This is a genomic window from Flexivirga sp. B27 (genome assembly GCF_052905685.1).
The window spans coordinates 86,636-105,541 of the sequence record NZ_JBPYUM010000005.1 but is presented as its reverse complement, the minus strand read 5'-3'; the positions used below and the strand labels follow the sequence as shown (position 1 = coordinate 105,541).

Below are 18,906 nucleotides of genomic sequence, written 5' to 3'. Positions count from 1 at the left end.
ATGGCATTCCTGGAGATCAAGGACGTGCGCAAGTCGTACGGCCACAACGAGGTCCTCAAGGGCGTGTCGATCGACGTCGAGCGGCACGAGGTCATCTGCCTGATCGGTGCTTCGGGGTCGGGCAAGTCGACCCTGCTGCGCTGTGTCAATCAGCTGGAGGAGGTCAACGGCGGCGAGATCCTCATCGAGGGCGACACCGTCACCGGTGCCGGTGTCGACCTCAACCGGTTGCGGCGCGACGTCGGCATCGTCTTCCAGAGCTACAACCTCTTCCCGCACATGTCGGTGCTGAAGAACATCATGCTGGCGCCGACGATGGTGGCCGGCACCAAGGACAAGGAAGCCAAGGACAAGGCGATGGCTCTGCTGGAGTCGGTCGGTATGGCGGAGAAGGCGAACGCCTACCCCGACATGCTCTCCGGTGGCCAGCAACAACGCGTCGCGATCGTGCGCGCGCTCGCGATGGAGCCGCGCATCATGCTGCTCGACGAGATCACCGCGGCGCTCGACCCCGAGCTCGTCGGTGATGTGCTGGAGATCGTCCGCGAGCTCGCGCACGACGGGTTGACGATGCTGCTCGCCACCCACGAGATGGGCTTCGCGAAGGAAGTCGCGACGCAGGTGTGCTTCCTCGACCAGGGCTCGATCCTGGAGAAGGGGCCGCCGCAGCAGATCTTCGAGAACCCTCGCGAGGAGCGCACCCAGCAGTTCCTCAGCCGGGTGGTGAAGTCCGGCCGCCTGTAAATCCAAGCTGGTTGAGTAGCGGAGGAGCGCAGCGGGGGAGCGTATCGAAACCCCACCGAGAGGCTCAGAAAGACATCGAGAGGCCCAGCAATTCGAGGTGAATTGCTGGGCCTCTCGATGCTTATGTGGGCCTCTCGGTGAGAACGCGGTCTCGATACGCTCCTTCGTCGCTACTCGACCAGCGTGTTCTCCTTGCCGCGGTTGACGGCGGCGAGCAGCATGTTTGCGACGTCGACGACCTCGACCTCCTCGCGGGCGTTGCCGTCGGACTGCTCGGCGGTCAGGCCGTCAGTCATCATCACCCGGCAGAACGGGCAGCCGATCGCGATCCGGTCGGCACCGGTCGCGACGGCCTCCTGGGTGCGGTTGAGGTTGATGCGCGAGCCGAGCTTCTCCTCCATCCACATGCGGGCGCCGCCGGCGCCGCAGCAGAAGGACTTCTCCTTGGACCGCTCCATCTCGCGGTACTCCACACCCGGCAGCGCACCGATCAGCTCGCGCGGCGGTGCGTAGACACCGTTGTGCCGGCCCAGGTAGCACGGGTCATGGTAGGTGACCGACTTGCCGGTCGACGCGGCGCTGCTGGTGATCTCGGCGTCCTCCGGACGGGCGACCGGCACCAGGCGCTTGTCGCGCACCAGCTTGTTGAGCAGCTGCGTGTGGTGCAGCACCTCGTAGTCGCCGCCCAGCTGCGGGTATTCGTTCTTCAACGTGTTGAAGCAGTGCGCGCAGGTCACGACGATCTTGGTCGCGCCGGCCTCGTTGAGCGTCTCGACGTTCTGCGACGCGAGCGCCTGGAAGAGCATCTCGTTGCCCGCACGACGTGCCGGGTCACCGGTGCACGCCTCGCCGTCACCGAGCACCGCGAACGAAACTCCAGCAGTGTCAAGGAGTTCGGCGACTGCACGGGTGGTCTTCTTGGCGCGGTCCTCGTAGGCGCCGGCGCAGCCGACCCAGAAGAGGTAGTCGACCTCGTCGAGCTTCTCCACGTCCTGGCCGAAGACCTTGACGTCGAAGGGGAGGCCCTTGGCCCAGTCGAGGCGGGCGCGAGCCGCCATACCCCACGGGTTCTGCTTGCCCTCAAGGTTCTTGAAGAGGCCGCCGAGCTCGCTCGGGAAGGCCGACTCGATCAGCGTCTGGTAGCGGCGCATGTCGACGATGTGGTCGACGTGCTCGATGTCGACCGGGCACTGCTCGACGCAGGCACCGCAGGTGGTGCAGGACCACAGCACGTCCTCGTCGACGATGGCGCCGGCGTCGCCCAGCGGGTTGTATGCCGTCAGGGGCGAGTCCACGTCATACCCGGTGGAGCCGATGAGCGGGATCTCCATGATCGGGTTGTCGGGGGTGGCCGGGCCGGTGCCCTTGGCGGCTTCCGCCGCCTGGAGGTATGGCGCGCGTGCCTGCGCGTGGTCGCGCAACGTCATCATCAGCAGCTTGGGGGACAGCGGCTTGTCGGTGTTCCAGGCCGGGCACTGGGACTGGCAGCGACCGCACTCGGTACAGGTGGAGAAGTCCAGCAGGCCCTTCCAGGTGAACTCCTCGACGTTGCCGACACCGAAGGTGGTGTCCTCGTCCATGTCTTCCAGCGACTCCATGGTCACCGGCTCGCCGTCGACCTGCATCGGCTGCAGTGCACCGAGGGAGGTGCGGCCGTCGGCGTGCCGCTTGAAGAAGATGTTGAAGAACGCCAGGAAGCGGTGCCACGCCACACCCATGGTGATGTTGCGGGCCAGCACGATCAGCCAGGTCATCGCGGTGACGATCTTGATCGTGGAGATGACGACGATGAGCGCCTTGACGGTGTCGACGTCGAGGTTGTGCAGCCACCCGCCATACCAGGCGGTGAGCGGGTAGTGCAGGCCGCTGGCCGAGCCCTCGCCCTCGTGCTTGCCGATGGCGTACTCCAGCCCGCGCAGGGCGAGCACGCAGATGATCTCGACCAGGATGACGATCTCGACGAAGTAGGCCTGCCAGAAGGTCGACCCGAAGAAGCGGGAGCGACGGCCGTCCTCGCCGGCGGAGCGCGCCGGGTGCTTGTCGCGGCGGTTCCAGATCAGCCAGCAGATGCCGACCAGGCCTGTCCAGCCGAGGAATTCGACGATCCACTCGTAGAGCACGAAGTGGCCGATGATCGGCAGCGCGAAGGTCGGGTCCCACACCTGGAAGTACGACGTGAGCACGGCCAGGGACAGCACGATGAAGGAGATCATCGTGACCCAGTGCGCCATCGCGACGATCGGCAGGCGCGACATACGGGTGTGCCCGAAGATCTCCCGGACCAGGGTCGCGGTGCGGCGGCCCTTCCGGTCGCCGCGGTCCTCCGGGCGGCCGAGGCGGAAGGTGCGGACGAAGCCTTGGACGGCGGGGACGGCGAGCGCGATGCCCACGGCGGTGATCGCCAGGGTGATGATCGCGGCCACGATCTGCAGGGCTGTCATGCCGAGAGTCTAACTACCTATTACTGGCCAGTAACTTCGAGTATCGGCGGTTGGGCCGCAGTTGCATGCGAATAACGACTTGTTGGAATATGTATAACCAGTCCAGGTGTTGGACCGACTGCGGGCGCGAGCCTGCACCCTTCAGCCCAGTGAAAGGCAGCAACGTGCCCATTTTCGACGACGTCACCAAGGCCATCGGCAACACTCCGCTCGTGCGGATCAACCGCATCATCGATGCCCCGGAGGGCACGACGGTCGCGGCGAAGCTCGAGTTCAACAACCCGGGTGCGTCGGTCAAGGACCGCATCGGCGCCGCCATCGTCGAGGCTGCCGAGCAGTCCGGCGAGCTGAAGGAGGGCGGCACGATCGTCGAGGCCACCAGCGGCAACACCGGCATCGCGCTGGCGATGGTCGGCGCGGCCAAGGGGTATGACGTCGTGCTCGCGATGCCGGAGAGTGCGAGCAAGGAGCGGCGGGCGCTGCTGCGTGCGTTCGGCGCGGAGCTGGTGCTGACCGACCCGGCGGGCGGCATGAAGGGTGCGGTCGAGAAGGCCGAGCAGATCGCCCAGGAGCGCGGCGGTGTGCTGGCACGGCAGTTCGCCAACGAGGCCAACTCCCGGGTGCACCGCGAGACCACCGCCGAGGAGATTTGGCGCGACACCGACGGCAACGTCGACGTTTTGGTTTCGGGCATCGGCACCGGCGGCACGATCACCGGCGTCGGCCAGGTCCTCAAGGAGCGCAAGTCCGACGTGAAGGTCGTCGCGGTGGAGCCGGCAGAGTCGCCGATCCTCAACGGCGGCAAGCCCGGCCCGCACAAGATCCAGGGTCTGGGCGCCAACTTCGTCCCCGAGGTGCTCGACACGAACGTCTATGACGAGGTCGTCGACATCAACTTCGAGCAGTCCATCGAGTGGGCCCGCAAGGCCGCCACCCAGGAGGGCCTGCTGGTCGGCATCTCCTCCGGCGCCGCGCTCGCTGCTGCTGCCGAGGTCGCTGCCCGTCCCGAGTCGGCCGGCAAGACCATCGTCGTCATCATCCCGAGCTTCGGCGAGCGCTACCTGTCGACTGCGCTCTTCGAGGGACTGGTTGACTGAGGTTTGATTGACGAAGGCCCGGTTTCGACCGCGGTCTGAAAATCCACGATGGCCGATCTGCGGCCGGACAACTGAGGAGCCATGGCGCACAGCACGCTGTTGACGACAGGTCACCGAGCCAAGCCGGTGACGCAATCGGTGCGTAGTGCCGTGCGGACGATGCGGGGCGGCGTCGGGTCCGTCCGGGGGGACATCGCTTCGGTGCGCGAGGACATCGCAGCCATGCGCGAAGACATCGATGCTGCGATGTTGCGCGACCCGGCGACGACGTCGCGCCTGGAGATGTTCCTCGCCTCGCCCGGACTGCACGCGATCTGGGTGCACCGGGTCGCCCACCGAATGTGGCAGCGCGGCGGCCGCTGGCGGCTGCCTGCCCGCCTGGTGTCGCAGGCTGCTCGCACTGCCACCGGAGTGGAGATCCACCCCGGTGCGCAGATCGGCAAGCGCTTCTTCATCGACCACGGCATGGGCGTGGTCATCGGCGAGACCGCCGAGGTCGGTGACGACGTGATGATCTATCACGGCGTCACCCTCGGCGGTCGTTCGATGGACCGGGTCAAGCGGCATCCGACGGTCGGCAACAACGTGACCATCGGAGCCGGCGCCCGGTTGCTCGGCCCGGTTACGGTCGGCGAGGAGTCGCAGGTCGGCGCCAACGCCGTCGTCGTGCGAGACGTTCCGTCATACAGCGTGGCAGTGGGTGTGCCGGCCCGGGTGCGCTCCACGCAGCCGGCGGCCGTGCAGCCCGACCCCTGGGCGGATCCCGCGCTCTTCATCTGAGACGCTCCGCCGGTTTCGGCGGGTGCTGGGGCTCCTGGCGAATAACTCGCGACAGTCGCGGGTGTGTCGGGGGTTTTGGCCAGTTCGGGCGAATAACTCGCGACAGTCGCGGATATGTCGGGGCTTTCCGCAGGTCCGGGCGAATAACTCGCGACAGTAGCGACTTGTGTCGCTCTAGGCTCGCTCCATGACCGATCAGCCGGAGCTCACCAACCGCCAGGTGGCCGTCGTGACGGGCGCCGGCAGTGGCATCGGCCGCGCCGTCGCGCAGGGCCTCGCCAAGGCCGACTTCGACATCGTGCTCGCCGGGCGGCGTGCGGATGCATTGGACGAGACAGCCGCCGCGATCACCGATGCCTGTATGGCGGTCCCGACCGACGTCACCGACGAGTCAGCAGTGACAACGCTTTTCGACCGGACGGTGCAACGTTTCGGCCGGGTCGACGTGCTCTTCAACAATGCCGGCGTCTCCTCCTTCGCTGCGCCGTTCGACGAGATCACGCTCGACGACTGGCAGGCCGTCATGGACGTCAACGTGAGCGGGATGTTCCTGTGCGCCCGTGAGGCGTTCCGGCGGATGCGGGCTCAGCAGCCGGTCGGTGGCACGATCATCAACAACGGTTCGATCTCCGCGCACGTGCCGCGGCCGGACGCGGCGCCATACACCGTCAGCAAGCATGCGGTGACCGGTTTGACCAAGCAGATCGCGCTCGACGGGCGGCCGCACAAGGTCCGCTGCGGGCAGATCGACATCGGCAACGCGGCGTCCGCGATGACGGCCGGTATGGCGGCAGGGATGCTGCAGGCCGACCGTTCGACCCGTCCGGAGCCGACCATGGACGTGCAGTCCGTGGTTCGCGCGGTCGTGCTCATGGCGACCATGCCCGACGACGCGGCCGTCTTCGACCTGACTGTCGCGGCACCGGACATGCCGTTCGTCGGTCGCGGCTGATCTCCTAGGGCGTGGGAGCGGCGGTTCGCTCGTAGCGGGTGCCATCGGGGGAGCGGCGCAGGTGACCGTGGTCGACCAATGCGCGGCGCAGCGTCGAGACGTCGGGCCAGATGGGCCGCAGCAGGTTGTTCACCTCGGTCTCCGACAGGGTGACACCGGAGGGGAGCTCGGTAGCGGCTGCGGCATACAACTTCGCGGCGACGGCCGGTCGACGAGGGATGCGGGTCAGCGCCCCATCATGCACGAACCAAGCCAGTCGGGGTTCGCGGTGCACGATGTTCTCCAACGGTGTCGTCATGATCCGAGTAGAGCACGCCGGTGCCGGGCGCGGACATCGAATTTCTCGGGAGTTCCGTTGTGCCCGATGCAAATTCGGCAGGCGCTATTTCGTCGCACCAGGAGCACAATGGAAGTGCAACTACTCCCCCACATTGGAGGTGGGTCATGGCAACGCAACACAGTTTCGACACGTCGATGGCGCACCACCCGGACATCGTGGCCCTGCGGGACCGCTTTGACCGGGCGGCGGGGACTCCACGTGCCCAGGTGGCCGAGGGCTTGATGGTCGTCGCCGGCGGGTACGCAGCGATCTCACCCTGGGTCATCGGCTTCAGCGGCACCACCACGCCGCTGGCGATCAACGACCTGATCGTCGGTGTCGCGATCATGGTGATGACGCTCGTCTGCGCGGACTCTCGCGGCCGCATGTACGGCATGGCTTGGGTGGCGCCGGTGATGGGCGTGTGGCTCATCGTCGCGAACTGGCTCATGAACGGCATCAATCCGGCCACCGGCACGATGATCAGCAACATCATCGTCGGCGCGTGCGTGCTGGTCCTCGGCGCCGCAGTCATGGGCGTCACCACGATGAAACCCGAGCAGACCTGATCGGGTGCCGCGTAGCAGCGCGGCATACACCAAGGGGCTCGGTGACCTGTCGGTCGCCGAGCCCCTTGAAGTGTGTTGCGGGTCGAGCAGTGTCACTCGCCCTTGGCGGCAGCCTTCAGCTTGGAGCCGACGGTCACCTTGGCGGCCTTCGAAGCCGGGATCTGGATCTCCTCGCGCGTGCGCGGGTTGCGGCCGGTGCGGGCTGCCCGGTCGACGCGCTCGATGGTGAGCAGGCCCGGCAGCTGGACCTTCTCGCCGCGGCCGATCGCCTCGAGGATGACGTCGTTGAAGCCGCCGATGACGGCGTTGGCGTCCTTGACGCTCACTCCGGTGCGCTGAGCGATGGTGCTGGCAAGGTCAGTGCGGTTCATGAATGGGTCCTGTTCCTTGTCTCGGGGACCGGTGCGAAGCCGATCCGTCGATCGTGGCTGGCCCGTCGAGGGATCGGCGAGCCAGTGGGTCAGCACGTGCAAAAACCCGGATATTCCGCGCCATTGCAAGGGTGTGGCCCGCGCACCACGTTAGACGCAGACTGCGACAAGGTCCACGACACCCCGTCAGCGCGTCGTTTCGGAGGCCTCCGGGGCGGGTGCGTTCGGGTCGGGGACGGGAGTCGTCGCCGGTCCGTTCGCGGCCGGGTCGGGTGTGGCCGGACCGGCCAGCGAGCCGTCGACGACCGGACCCGAGCGGTGTCCGACCGCAGCCTGAAACCCAGCAGTAGCAGCGCTTTTCGCGGCCTGGCCGACTCCCTTGACCGCGGCCTGGCCGGCGGCTGCGGCGACTTCGGGGCCACGTTGCTTGATCTGCTCGGTGGTCCTGGCACGTTGTTCGACCACCGCAGGGTGGTTCCAGGCGCGTCCGCTGACTTGCTTGATCTGCTCATAGCGGTCGCGCCCGGCGCGCGCGCCGATCACGTAGCCCGCGGCGATGCCGACGACGAATGCCAGCTTGCCCATCGAGGTTCCTTTCGTCGATTTCGTCCGACCCTACCTGCCACGGTATGGCGCGTGCGTGGCCTCCGGGTGGGTGCTGCCGATTGGTGTGCGGGCCGCCCGCCCTTAGGATGGTGCGCGCTCGTGGCGGTCTCGCCGCCCGGGCGAGGAGGGCTCGCATAGTGGCCTAGTGCGGCGGTCTTGAAAACCGCTATGGGTGTACGCCCATCGTGGGTTCGAATCCCACGCCCTCCGCTCCGACGCCAGAGCTTCAATCCTGCAGATCGTGCGCTCGGCCGCACCATCCGCAGGCCGGCGTGAAGGCCTGCGCCTCAGAACACCGACCAGTCGGTCAGCGCGGTGAACCTGTCCAGCGCTGCGACGCCGGACACCGAGTTGCCACGTCGGTCCAGGCCAGGACCCCAGACCGCGATCGAGCAGCGACCGGGCACGATTGCCAGGATGCCGCCGCCGACACCGCTCTTGCCGGGTATGCCGACGCGGTAGGCGAATTCACCGGCAGCGTCATACGTGCCGCAGGTGAGCATGACGGCGTTGATGCGCTTGGTGTGGTTGTGCGCCAGCATCCGCGACCCGTCCCGCAGCAGTCCGTGCCGCGCGAGGAAGAGCCCGGACAGTGCCAGGTCGCGACAGTTGATGGCGATCGAGCAGTGCCGGACGTACTGCCGCACGATGTCCCGGACATCACCGTGGATGTTCCCGTATGACGCGAGGAAGTGCGTGAGCGCGAGGATGCGGTCGCCGTGGTCCTCTTCCGACGCCGCGACGACCTCGTCGCACCGGATGTCGGGGTTGCCGGATTCGGCGCGCAGGAAGTCCAGCACCGCCTCGGTGGCGTCGCCGACGACTCCGGCCAACTGGTCGGTGACCACCAGCGCCCCGGCATTGATGAACGGGTTGCGGGGTATGCCGTTCTCGTACTCCAGCTGCACCAGTGAGTTGAAGGCCGTGCCGGACGGCTCGCGTCCGACCCGCCACCAGATGTCCTCGTCGTTCTGCGCGAGAGCGAGGGCGAGCGTGAAGATCTTCGAAATGCTTTGCAGCGAAAAGGGTTCGGTCCATTGCCCCGAGCCGTGACAGGTGCCGTCGGGCAGCGCGACCGCGATCCCGAACTGGTTCGGATCGACCGCACCGAGAGCGGGGATGTAGTCGGCGACCGTGCCGGTGCCGATCTGCGGCTCGATCTCACGGGTGACCTGTGCGAGCAGCTGATCCATGTCCACAGCGGCCATGATGACAGAGCAAGTGCTGCCGTCCTGCCCGGCCGCCGGTCGCCTCCGGCGGCGCAAGCCCGGCGCCGCTCCGGAGCAGCCCTCAGGGCGTCAGGCCCAGCCGCCGTCCGGCCAGCTGATAGAGGATCTCGACCGTGCCGCCGCCGATGCCGAGGATGCGTATGTCGCGATACTGCCGCTCGACCTCGCTCTCGGTCATGTAGCCCATCCCGCCGAAGAGTTGGACGGCTTCGCGAGCGACCCATTCGCCGCACTCGGTGGCGGTGTTCTTGGCGAAGCAGACCTGCGGGATGAGGTCCGGCACCGGCTCGCCCGCGTCGTGTCGATCGACGAGCGCGCGCGTATAGGTGCGGGCGACGTCGACGCGGGCGGCCATCCGCGCGAGCGTGTCCTGCACCGACTGCCTGGCGATGAGCGGCTCGCCGAACGTCGTGCGCTGCCGGCACCACTCGACGGCGAGGTCCAGGCACCGTTGGGCCTGCGAATACGCCTGTGCCGCAAGGGCGATCCGCTCGGACAGGAAGGCCGCGCCGATGAGCGCGAACCCCGCGTTCTCCGGACCGACCAGGTGACTCGCCGGCACCCGGACGTCCGTGAACGACAGCTCCGCCGTGTCCGAGGAGTGCCAGCCCATCTTGTCGAGCTTGCGCGACACCTCGAAGCCCGGTGTTCCGCGCTCGACGACCAGCAGGGAGATCCCGCGCGCGCCGCGCAGGTCCGAACCGCCGGTCCGCACGGCGGTGGTGACGAAGTCGGCCCGGCAGCCGGAGGTGATGAAGGTCTTCGATCCGTTCACGACGTACTCGTCGCCGTCCCGGCGGGCGGTGGTCCGTATGGCGCCGACGTCCGACCCGCCGCTGGGTTCGGTGATCGCGAGCGAGCCGATCGCCATACCCTCCAGCGCTGGTCGGACCCAGCGGTCGACCTGCGCACGGTCTCCGGCCGCCACGATGTGCGGGCACGCGATGCCCGCGGTGAACAAGGACGCATACGCGCCACCGGCGCCCCCGGTCTCGTGGAACGCCTCACAGACCGTGACCGCCGCACGTTGGCCGGCACCACCGCCACCGGCGTGCTCCGGGAAGCCGACACCGAGTAGTCCCAGCTGACCGGCCGTGCGGGACAGAGCACGTGGCAATTCTCCGGCGTCTTCCCACTCGTCCTGGTGAGGGAGCACCTCACGCCGGACGAACTCGCTCACGGTCGCCCGCAACGACTGCAGCTCCGGCGCCTGCCACAGCTCGTGGCTCATCGCTGCTCCCGCCCACGGACCGCGCTCTTCGGGGCGCCGGCGAAGACCTGGGCGAACTCCAGCCAACGGCGTGCCTCCGCCGTCGCGACCAGGTCGGTGTCCGTCGGCTCTCGGCGTTGCGCGACCACCAGGCAGAAGTCCTCCGCGGATCCGCTCACGCGCTCGGTCGCATCGGCGGGTCCCCAGCTCCACTGCCGGCCGTCCGGCCCGGTCAGCTCGATCCGGAATTCGTCGGCGGGAGGCTCGAATCCGTTGATCCGGTATGCGAAGTCGCGGGTGCGCACTCCGAGATGGCACACGTCCCGCAGCCGGTTCGTCGGCTCCCGGCGTACGCCCAAGGCATCCGCGACGTCCTGGCCGTGCGCCCAGGTCTCCATCAGTCGCGCCGTGGCCATGGAACGCGGACTCATCGGTGGCCCGAACCACGGCAGTTTGCCGGCCGGGTCGACGTTGCGCAGCGCGCGCGCCAGCTCGTCCCGGCCGGACCGCCACTGCGCGAGCAGCTCGGCATACGGACGTATGGCGCCCGCCGACGCTGCCTGATCGACGAACTCCAGCGGGGCGCGCCCGGCGTCCGTGAGGAGGCGGTCGAACCCGGCGGGGTCGGTTGCGGCGAGAAGTGCGGCTCGATCCGTCCAGTGCAGGTGGGCGATCTGGTGCGCGATCGTCCAACCGGGCGCGGGCGTGGCCAGCTCCCAATCGTCATCCGTCAGCCCTGCGACCAGTCGGTCGAGCTCCCGACTCTCGTCCAGATAGGACTGCACGGTCTCGCGCACGGCGTCACCCATGGCAATGCAGCGTGGCACACCGCGGAAAAACAAGCAAGAGTGCTTGTTTTGTCAGAAGGCGCGGATTAAGGTCCACTGCACCGGCCGGTGCGCGCGGCATTCCGAGCATGGGAGACCAGACATGGACAACGGCTTCGGCAACTGGGTGACGGTGCACGCTCTCCGCAATGGCGACCGCCCCGCACTCATCGACGTCACGAGCGATGCCGTGACCACCTATCGGGAGCTCGAAGCGCGCACCAATCGGTTGGCGGATGCGTTGAGCCACAAGGGTGTTCGGCCTGGTGATCGTGTCGCGATGCTGACGCTGAACAGCCCGCAGATGATGGAGCTCTACTTCGCGGTCGCCAAACTCGGCGCGATCAGCGTCCCGGTGAACGCCCGGCTGTCCGCGCGGGAGGTCGCCTATGTGCTGAACGACTCCGGCGCGATCGTCCTCTTCTCCTCCACAGCTCTCGCTGCGACAGCCGCCGAGGCAATGGCGCAGAGCCCGTCCGTGCGCCATCACCTGCAGATCGCGATGGCGGCCGAGCGTGCCGCGGGCGTGGGCGCCGACTACGAGGAGTTGATCGAGAGCGGTGCCCCCGACCGGGTCGTGCGCGACGTGCGGGAGACGGACACCTGCGTGATCATGTACACCTCGGGCACGACCGGGCGGCCCAAGGGCGCCATGCTGACGCACCGCAACTTCTTCTACAACGCCGTCAATCTCTTCGGGTTCGGCTCCGGACTGGGGCGCGAGGACGTCACCCTCACCGCTGCCCCGCTCTTCCACATCGGTGCACTGGGCGTGCACACCATGCCGTTCCTGTTCATCGGCGCGTGCGTCGCGATCACCGAGAGTTTCGTGCCCAAGGAGTGGATCGAGGCGGCCGAGAAGTACCGGATCACCAAGGCATTCAACGTTCCCGCCATGTGGGCGGCGATCGCGCAGGTCATGCCCGGGTCCGACCACGACCTGTCCGCGTTGACCTTCGCCGTCTCCGGCGGTGCTCCGTGCCCGATCCCCGTCATACGTTCGCTGCAGGGGCAGGGGATGCAGTTCACCGAGGGCTTCGGGCTGACCGAGACCTCGCCCATCGCCGCCTGCCTCGCCCCCGAGGACGTGGTCGACCACGCAGGGTCGATCGGCCGGCCCGTCAACTTCAACGAGTTCAAGATCGTCGACGAGGAGGACCGCGAGGTGCCGGTCGGTGCCGTCGGCGAGCTGTGTGTCCAAGGCGCGAATGTCTTTGCCGGATATTGGGATCGGCCTGCGGAGACGGCCGACGCATTGCGCGGAGGGTGGTTCCACACCGGTGACATGGCAACGGTCGACGCCGACGGCTACTACACCCTGGTCGACCGCAAGCGGGACATGATCATCACCGGCGGCGAGAACGTCTACCCGATCGAGGTCGAGCAGGTGATCTACGAGCACCCCGACGTCACCGAGGTGGCGGTCATCGGCGTCCCGGACGAGCAGTGGGGCGAGAGCGTCGCCGCAGTCGTCGTGCTCCGCGACGGCGGGAGCGTCACCGCCGACGAGCTGCGCGACTGGACCCGTGAGCGGGTCGCGAGGTTCAAGGCGCCGAAGCAGATCCACCTCGTCGAGGAGTTGCCACGGAACGCGACCGGGAAGATCCTCAAGCGCACTCTCCGGCAGACGTGGGGCGGGACGGCCGGTCAGGTCTCCCGCTGACGCACCTCAGCCCTCCGGTGTCGCGAGCGCGGCGGCCAGCTGCGCGGCCCACGCGTCGACCACTCTCCGCCGCCTGCGCGAGTCGTCGGTCAGCACGTCCGCCAGCGCGAGGCCGCGTGCCATGTCGAGCGTGGCTTGGATGAGCGAGCGCACGTGCGGATCGGTGTCGTCGACGTCGAGCAGGTGCACGGTCAGCTCGTGGACACCGCTGCCGAATTTCTGCTCCAGCGGCCGGATCCGGTCGCGCAGCGCGGAATCCGTGGCGGCGGCGTTCCACGCCTGCAGCGATGCCCGGAAGAGTGAGCCGAGGTAGAGGTCGACCACGGTGCGGACGACCGCGGCAACCCGCGTCTCCCCGGTCACATCGGGTATGACGAGACCGCTCATCTGCGCTGCGCGCTTCTCGAACATGTGGTCCAGCGCGGCGATGATGAGGTCCTCCCGGGTCGGGAAGTGATGCTGCAGCGCGCCCCGGCTCGTGCCGGCGTCCGCGGCGATGACCGAGACCGTCGACGCGTCCCAACCGCGGACGGCCAGCGACTCGACGGCAGCTTCCAGGATGCGTTGCCGCGTGACCCGGGCGCGGTCCTGCTTGGGAGCGGGTGCCGAACTCATTGTGCGGGAGCGTCTTCCGTGCTGTCTTCCGTGCTGTCTTCCACGACCGCGAGCACCGCACCCTGCTCAACCTGCCGGCCGACCACCACCGGCAGCTGCGTCACGACGCCCGCCGTCGGCGCGGTCACCGCGTGCTCCATCTTCATCGCCTCGAGCCACAACAGGTTCTGGCCGGCCGCCACCCGGGCGCCTTCCTTGACGGCGACGCGGACCACGGTGCCGGGCATCGGGGCGACGAGCGCGCCGGTGTGCAGTTGCGTCGACGGGTCGACGAATCGAGGGACTGCGGTCAGCGTGCTGCTGCCGTCCGCGCCCTCCACGACGACGGAGTCGCCTCGCCCCCCGTCCGCGGTGAAGCGGCCGACGCGATAGCCGCGTCGTACGCCGTCGATCTCGAGCACGACCTCCGTCGGCTCGGCGGACAACAGAGCCAAGTGCTCCACCCCGGCGGGCAACTGTTCGAGCTCCGGACCGCTACGCGTGAGGTGGTAACCGACCGGCAGTTCGCGATCTCCCCCGGCATACGTGCGCCGCTGAAAACCACTGGGAACATTGCGGAACCCACTGGGTATGTCGCTCAGCGCGACCGCCCGACCGCGTTCGTCGGCCGCGTCCGCGACGGCCGCGACGACGGCGGCGAGCTCAGGATCCAGCACCGCGTCGCGGGTCAGCTCCGACGGGTCGTGCTCGGTGTAGAAGCGGGTGTCGGCGGTTCCGGCCAGGAAGTCCGGGTGCCGCAGGCTCGCCACGAGCAGGTCCCGGTTGGTGGTCAGCCCGTGGATGCGCGCCCGGTGCAGCGCGGTCGCGAGCTCGCGGGCGGCTTCGGCCCGGGTCGGCGCGCGGGAGATGACCTTGGCCAGCATCGCGTCGTAGTTCGCACCCACCACGCTGCCGTCGCCCACTCCGGAGTCGAGCCGGATCCCGTGCGTCGGCGCGACGGTGAACTCGGCCGAGACGCCGGGCACGTCGAGGACGTGCAAGGTGCCGGTCTGCGGCTGCCAGTCGTGGGCGGGGTCCTCGGCATACAAGCGCGCCTCGATGGAGTGCCCGCTCATCGTCGGCTCGGGGCCCTCGAGCGGCGCACCGGCCGCGACGTCCAGTTGCAGCCCGACGAGGTCGAGGCCGGTGACCGACTCGGTGACCGGGTGCTCGACCTGCAGGCGGGTGTTCATCTCCAGGAACCAGAAGCCGCCCCGCTCGTCGGCGAGGAACTCCACGGTGCCGGCGCCGCGGTAGTCGACGGCGGCCGCGGCGTTGCGGGCTGCGGTGAGGAGGCGCTCGCGCAGGTCGCCGCCGAGTCGCTCGACCAGCGGTGCCGGCGCCTCCTCGATGACCTTCTGATGACGCCGCTGCAGCGAGCACTCGCGCTCACCGATCGCCCACACCGTCCCGTGCGCGTCGGCCATGACCTGCACCTCGATGTGGTGCCCGGCCTCGAGATAGCGCTCGCAGAACACCGTCGGGTCGCCGAAGGCGCTCGCAGCTTCGCGGGAGGCGCTCTCGACCGCTTCGGACACGTCGGCCAGGTCACGGACGACTCGCATGCCGCGCCCGCCACCGCCGGACGACGCCTTCACCAGGATCGGCAGCTCGGCCTCGGTGATGGCGTCGGGATCGAGTCGGTCGAGCACGGGGACGCCGGCACCGGCCATCCGCTGCTTCGACTCGACCTTGGAGCCCATCAGCCGAATTGCGTTGGCATCCGGGCCGATCCAGGTCAGTCCGGCGTCCTGGACAGCCGCTGCGAAGTCGGCATCCTCGGACAGGAAGCCGTAGCCGGGGTGGATGGCGTCCGCACCTGCGCGCCGGGCGGCCTCGATGATCAGGTCGCGACGCAGATAGGTCTCGGCAGGAGTTGCGCCCGGCAGCCGGACGGCCGAATCCGCTTCTGTCACATGGGGACTGGCGCTGTCGGCGTCGGAGTAGACGGCCACGGTCGCGATGCCGCGTCGCCGACAGGTCGCGAAGACTCGGCGCGCGATCTCGCCGCGGTTGGCGACCAGGACGCTGGTGATGGGTCGAGCGGTTGTCATCTGCACTTCCTCACATCCGGAAGACGCCGAACGAGGACGTCCCCTCGACGGGTGCGTTGTGGATCGCGGACAACGCGATGCCCAGCACGGAGCGGGTGTCGCGGGGGTCGATGATCCCGTCGTCATACACGAGGCCGGACAGCACGAGCGGCAGGGACTCGGCGGTGATCTGATCCTCGATCGCTGCCCGTATGGCGAGTGCGCCCTCCTCGTCGAAGGGCTTGCCCTGGGCGAGCGCGGAGGCTTTCGAGACCGAGTAGGTGACCTCGGCGAGTTGCTGCGCGCCCATCACGGAGCTGCGCGCGCTCGGCCAGGCGAAGACGAACCGCGGGTCGTAGGCGCGCCCGCACATGCCGTAGTGCCCGGCGCCGTAGGAGTTGCCGACGAGCAGGGAGATGTGCGGGACCGTCGAGTTGGAGACCGCGTTGATCATCAGCGCTCCGTGCTTGATGATGCCGCCCTGCTCGTACTCCTTGCCGACCATGAAGCCGGTCGTGTTGTGCAGGAAGAGCAAGGGCGTGTCGGTCTGGTTGGCCAGTTGGATGAATTGCGCTGCCTTCTGGGCCTCTTCGCTGAAGAGCACACCGCGTGCGTTGGCCAGGATGCCGATCGGGAAGCCGTGCAGCTGTGCCCAGCCGGTGACCAACGAGCTGCCGTAGAGCGGCTTGAACTCGTCGAAGTCGGAGTCGTCGACGACGCGGGCGATGATCTCCCGCGGGTCGAACGGGTTCTTCAGGTCGGCCGGGACGATCCCGAGCAGCTCGTCCGGGGAATAGCGCGGCGGCAACGGTGCCGTAGTGGTCGGGTGGCCGGCCTTGCGCCAGTTGAGGCGGGCCACGATCCGTCGGCCGATCCGCATCGCGTCCTGCTCGTCGAGTGCGTAGTAGTCGGCCAGGCCGGAGGTCCGGGCGTGCATCGACGCGCCGCCGAGGGACTCGTCGTCGGACTCCTCACCGGTCGCGGCCTTGACCAGCGGCGGTCCGGCCAGGAACACCTTGGAGCGTTCCTCGATCATCACGACGTGGTCGCTCATGCCCGGCAGGTAGGCGCCGCCTGCGGTCGAGTTGCCGAAGACGATCGCGATCGTCGGGATGCCCGCAGCGGACAGCCGGGTGAGGTTCTTGAAGGTCGCACCGCCGGGGATGAAGATGTCCTTCTGTGTCGGCAGGTCCGCGCCGCCGGACTCGACCAGACTGATCACCGGGAGCCGGTTGAGGCGGGCGATCTCCTGCATCCGCAGGGTCTTTCGCACCGAGGAGGGGTTGCTCGAACCGCCTTTGACCGTGGGGTCGTTCGCGATGATCATGCACTCGACGCCCTCGACGACGCCGATGCCTGCGACGACGCTGCCGCCGACCGTGAACTTGCTGCCGTAGCCCGCGACGGGTGCCAGCTCGAGGAACGGCGCGTCGCGGTCGAGCAGCAGGTCGATGCGTTCGCGGGCGGTGAGCTTGCCGCGGGCACGATGCCGGGCCACGGAGCGCTCACCGCCTCCGGCGACGGCCAGGGCGAGTTGTTCGTCGAGCTGGGCGAGTTGCTCGACCATCGCGTCGGCGTTGGCGCGCGCCTCTTCGGTGGTCGGGTCGAAGGTGCTGCGCACGGTGGTCATGAACGGGTTTCCTTCGTTGCGTGCGAGACGAATCCGGCGAAAATCTCGGCGGGTATGTCGACGTGTCGCGCCCGCAGCCACTCGCCGAGTGCCTTGGCCTGCGGGTCGAACCGAGCGGCATACGCGACGCCCTCGCCGAGCAGACCCTCGACGACGAAGTTGAGGGCGCGCAAGCGGGGCAGGCGGGTCCGCGTGATGGTGAGGTCACGGGTCTCGGGCAACAGCTCGCGCAGTCGCTCGACGGTGAGAAAGCTCTCCAGCCAGGCGAATTCGGCATCCGAGCGCACCCAGACACCGATATTTGCGTTGCCGCCCTTGTCGCCCGATCGGGCGCCGGCGACGGTGCCGAGCGGGACGTGCACCGTGCGTCCGTCCCCGACCGGGCCGGGGTCGGTCACCGGCTGCGCGGTGTCGTGCAGGGGCTCGAGCGACTGCGTCGTCGGCGGCGCGGCGACGAGGTGTCGGGTGCCGTCGGGCAGCGTCACGGTGTGGGTGGGGACGTCCTGCGGCACGTGGCGCGGCTCGTAGACGCCGTAGGCATTGCCGCGCCCGGGCGGGCTGGTCAGGAAGCACCCGGGGTAGCTGCCGAGCGCGATCTCGACCGCGGCGCCGGAGAACGCACGGCCGACCTTCGCCTCGTCGGGGTCGCGGGCCACGACGGTCAACGTCGCGGCGGCTCGCTCCTGGGTGTCGGGGTCGTCGTGGTCGGTCCGAGCGAGCGTCCAGGCGAGCTCGGCCGGCCGCACCGGCAGCGCGGATTCGACCTGTCGGCGGGTGAGTTCGGCCTTGGCGTCGATGTCCAGGCCGGTCAGCACGAAGGTCATCTCGTTGCGGAAGCCGCCGACCCGGGTGCAGGACACCTTCAGCTCCGGGGGAGGAGCTTCGCCGCGCGCACCGCTGAGCAGCACTCGGTCGGGACCGTCCTGCTCGAGCGCCACCGAGTCGAGGCGCAGGACTGCGTCCGGTCCGGCATACCGCGCATCCTGGACCTCGTAGAGCAGCTGGGACGTGACGGTGTCCACGGTGACCGCGCCGCCGGTGCCCGGGTGCTTGGTGATGATGGACGAGCCGTCGGGGCGGATCTCGGCGATCGGGAAACCGGGCCGGGTGAGGTCGGGGACCTCGCCGAAGAATGCGAAGTTGCCGCCGGTCGCCTGGGTGCCGCACTCGATGACGTGACCTGCGGCCATGGCGCCGGCGATGGCGTCGAATTCGGTTGCCGCCCAGTCGAAGTGAGCGATCGCCGGGCCAACGACCACGGAGGCGTCGGTGACCCTGCCGGTGATGACGATGTCCGCATCGGCCCGGCAGGCGTCGGCAATGCCGAAGGCGCCGAGGTAGGCGTTGGCGGCGAGGGGTGAGCCGAGGCCGAGCTCGGCGACCCGGTCGGTGAGGTCGTCGCCGTCCACCACGGCGACGGTTGCAGTCAGGCCGAGCCGCTGCGCGAGATCGTGCACCGCGCTCGCGCAGCCCTGCGGGTTGAGGCCGCCGGCGTTGGCGACGATGCGCACTCCCTTGTCCAGCGCGAGCCCGAGGCAGTCCTCGAGCTGGCGCAGGAACGTGCGTGCATAGCCCAGGCCGGGGTCCTTCGCACGGTCGCGCCCGAGGATCAGCATCGTCAGCTCGGCGAGGTAGTCGCCGGTGAGGACGTCGAGCGGGCCACCCTCGAGCATCTCGCGCATCGCCGCGAGACGGTCACCGTAGAAGCCGGAGCAGTTCCCGATCCGCAGCACGTCGGGCTCGGGTGCTCTGGCAGTGGTGGGGCTCATGACACCGCAGACTGGCACGACCACCCTAAAACAAGCAAGTGTGCTTGTTTTATCTCGACCGGGTCATTAGCG

General features: G+C 68.5%; 17 protein-coding genes and 1 tRNA gene. 7 read left to right on the top strand and 11 right to left on the bottom strand.

Features of this window, described 5'->3' with window-relative positions:
- A complete protein-coding gene (locus ACSZL9_RS17285) occupies positions 1-744 on the top strand; it encodes an amino acid ABC transporter ATP-binding protein (RefSeq protein ID WP_446666759.1) in 744 nt (247 codons plus the stop codon).
- A 170-nt stretch (positions 745-914) separates the two neighbouring features.
- On the opposite strand, the gene ACSZL9_RS17280 is transcribed toward ACSZL9_RS17285, so the two are convergent.
- Positions 915-3,185 (bottom strand): (Fe-S)-binding protein, encoded by a 2,271-nt coding sequence (locus ACSZL9_RS17280; protein WP_446666758.1) that lies wholly within the window; start codon positions 3,183-3,185, stop codon positions 915-917.
- A gap of 164 nt (positions 3,186-3,349) precedes the next feature.
- On the opposite strand from ACSZL9_RS17280, the gene cysK reads away from it, so the two are divergent.
- From cysK to ACSZL9_RS17265, 3 genes are all read left to right on the top strand, one after another.
- Positions 3,350-4,282 carry a cysteine synthase A gene (cysK, locus tag ACSZL9_RS17275; RefSeq protein WP_446666921.1) on the top strand — a complete coding sequence of 311 codons (933 nt, stop codon included), beginning with the start codon at positions 3,350-3,352 and terminating at the stop codon, positions 4,280-4,282.
- A gap of 159 nt (positions 4,283-4,441) precedes the next feature.
- Positions 4,442-5,062, top strand: coding sequence for a serine O-acetyltransferase EpsC (epsC, locus tag ACSZL9_RS17270; RefSeq protein ID WP_446666920.1), 621 nt, complete (start codon positions 4,442-4,444; stop codon positions 5,060-5,062).
- A 187-nt stretch (positions 5,063-5,249) separates the two neighbouring features.
- Positions 5,250-6,014 carry an SDR family oxidoreductase gene (locus tag ACSZL9_RS17265; RefSeq protein WP_446666757.1) on the top strand — a complete coding sequence of 255 codons (765 nt, stop codon included), beginning with the start codon at positions 5,250-5,252 and terminating at the stop codon, positions 6,012-6,014.
- A gap of 4 nt (positions 6,015-6,018) precedes the next feature.
- Here the strand turns inward: ACSZL9_RS17265 and ACSZL9_RS17260 are convergent, their stop codons facing one another.
- Positions 6,019-6,312: a DUF2087 domain-containing protein gene (locus tag ACSZL9_RS17260; protein ID WP_446666756.1), complete on the bottom strand. Its 294-nt coding sequence runs from the start codon at positions 6,310-6,312 to the stop codon at positions 6,019-6,021.
- 146 nt (positions 6,313-6,458) lie between these two features.
- On the opposite strand from ACSZL9_RS17260, the gene ACSZL9_RS17255 reads away from it, so the two are divergent.
- On the top strand, positions 6,459-6,902 hold the full coding sequence (locus ACSZL9_RS17255; protein ID WP_446666755.1) for an SPW repeat protein: 444 nt from the start codon (positions 6,459-6,461) through the stop codon (positions 6,900-6,902).
- A gap of 92 nt (positions 6,903-6,994) precedes the next feature.
- On the opposite strand, the gene ACSZL9_RS17250 is transcribed toward ACSZL9_RS17255, so the two are convergent.
- Together ACSZL9_RS17250 and ACSZL9_RS17245 are read right to left on the bottom strand one after the other, a co-directional pair.
- Positions 6,995-7,273: an HU family DNA-binding protein gene (locus ACSZL9_RS17250; RefSeq protein ID WP_188836899.1), complete on the bottom strand. Its 279-nt coding sequence runs from the start codon at positions 7,271-7,273 to the stop codon at positions 6,995-6,997.
- Positions 7,274-7,459: 186 nt separating this feature from the next.
- On the bottom strand, positions 7,460-7,858 hold the full coding sequence (locus tag ACSZL9_RS17245; protein WP_446666754.1) for a hypothetical protein: 399 nt from the start codon (positions 7,856-7,858) through the stop codon (positions 7,460-7,462).
- Between the two features lie 144 nt (positions 7,859-8,002).
- Here ACSZL9_RS17245 and ACSZL9_RS17240 point away from each other — a divergent pair.
- A tRNA-Ser gene (locus ACSZL9_RS17240) sits at positions 8,003-8,089 on the top strand.
- Between the two features lie 77 nt (positions 8,090-8,166).
- On the opposite strand, the gene ACSZL9_RS17235 is transcribed toward ACSZL9_RS17240, so the two are convergent.
- The 3 genes from ACSZL9_RS17235 to ACSZL9_RS17225 all read right to left on the bottom strand — a co-directional run bounded on the left by ACSZL9_RS17235 (position 8,167) and on the right by ACSZL9_RS17225 (position 11,127).
- Positions 8,167-9,087 carry a glutaminase gene (locus ACSZL9_RS17235; protein WP_446666753.1) on the bottom strand — a complete coding sequence of 307 codons (921 nt, stop codon included), beginning with the start codon at positions 9,085-9,087 and terminating at the stop codon, positions 8,167-8,169.
- A gap of 82 nt (positions 9,088-9,169) precedes the next feature.
- Positions 9,170-10,339 carry an acyl-CoA dehydrogenase family protein gene (locus tag ACSZL9_RS17230; RefSeq protein ID WP_446666752.1) on the bottom strand — a complete coding sequence of 390 codons (1,170 nt, stop codon included), beginning with the start codon at positions 10,337-10,339 and terminating at the stop codon, positions 9,170-9,172.
- On the bottom strand, positions 10,336-11,127 hold the full coding sequence (locus tag ACSZL9_RS17225) for a TIGR03084 family metal-binding protein (RefSeq protein ID WP_446666751.1): 792 nt from the start codon (positions 11,125-11,127) through the stop codon (positions 10,336-10,338). Before ACSZL9_RS17225 ends, ACSZL9_RS17230 begins: the two co-directional genes overlap by 4 nt.
- Before the next feature lie 121 nt (positions 11,128-11,248).
- Here ACSZL9_RS17225 and ACSZL9_RS17220 point away from each other — a divergent pair, with 121 nt between their 5' ends.
- Positions 11,249-12,808 (top strand): acyl-CoA synthetase, encoded by a 1,560-nt coding sequence (locus tag ACSZL9_RS17220; protein ID WP_446666750.1) that lies wholly within the window; start codon positions 11,249-11,251, stop codon positions 12,806-12,808.
- A 6-nt stretch (positions 12,809-12,814) separates the two neighbouring features.
- Here the strand turns inward: ACSZL9_RS17220 and ACSZL9_RS17215 are convergent, their stop codons facing one another.
- The 4 genes from ACSZL9_RS17215 to ACSZL9_RS17200 are packed head-to-tail and all read right to left on the bottom strand — an operon-like array spanning position 12,815 to position 18,834.
- Complete coding sequence (locus ACSZL9_RS17215) at positions 12,815-13,423, bottom strand: TetR/AcrR family transcriptional regulator (RefSeq protein WP_446666749.1); 609 nt, start codon at positions 13,421-13,423, stop codon at positions 12,815-12,817.
- A complete protein-coding gene (locus ACSZL9_RS17210) occupies positions 13,420-15,456 on the bottom strand; it encodes an ATP-binding protein (protein ID WP_446666748.1) in 2,037 nt (678 codons plus the stop codon). Before ACSZL9_RS17210 ends, ACSZL9_RS17215 begins: the two co-directional genes overlap by 4 nt.
- Positions 15,457-15,466: 10 nt before the next feature.
- Entirely contained in the window at positions 15,467-17,065 is a 1,599-nt protein-coding gene (locus ACSZL9_RS17205; protein WP_446666747.1) for an acyl-CoA carboxylase subunit beta, read from the bottom strand.
- Positions 17,062-18,834, bottom strand: a complete 1,773-nt coding sequence (locus ACSZL9_RS17200) for an acyclic terpene utilization AtuA family protein (protein ID WP_446666746.1) — start codon at positions 18,832-18,834, stop codon at positions 17,062-17,064. Before ACSZL9_RS17200 ends, ACSZL9_RS17205 begins: the two co-directional genes overlap by 4 nt.
- Positions 18,835-18,906: the final 72 nt, after the last annotated feature.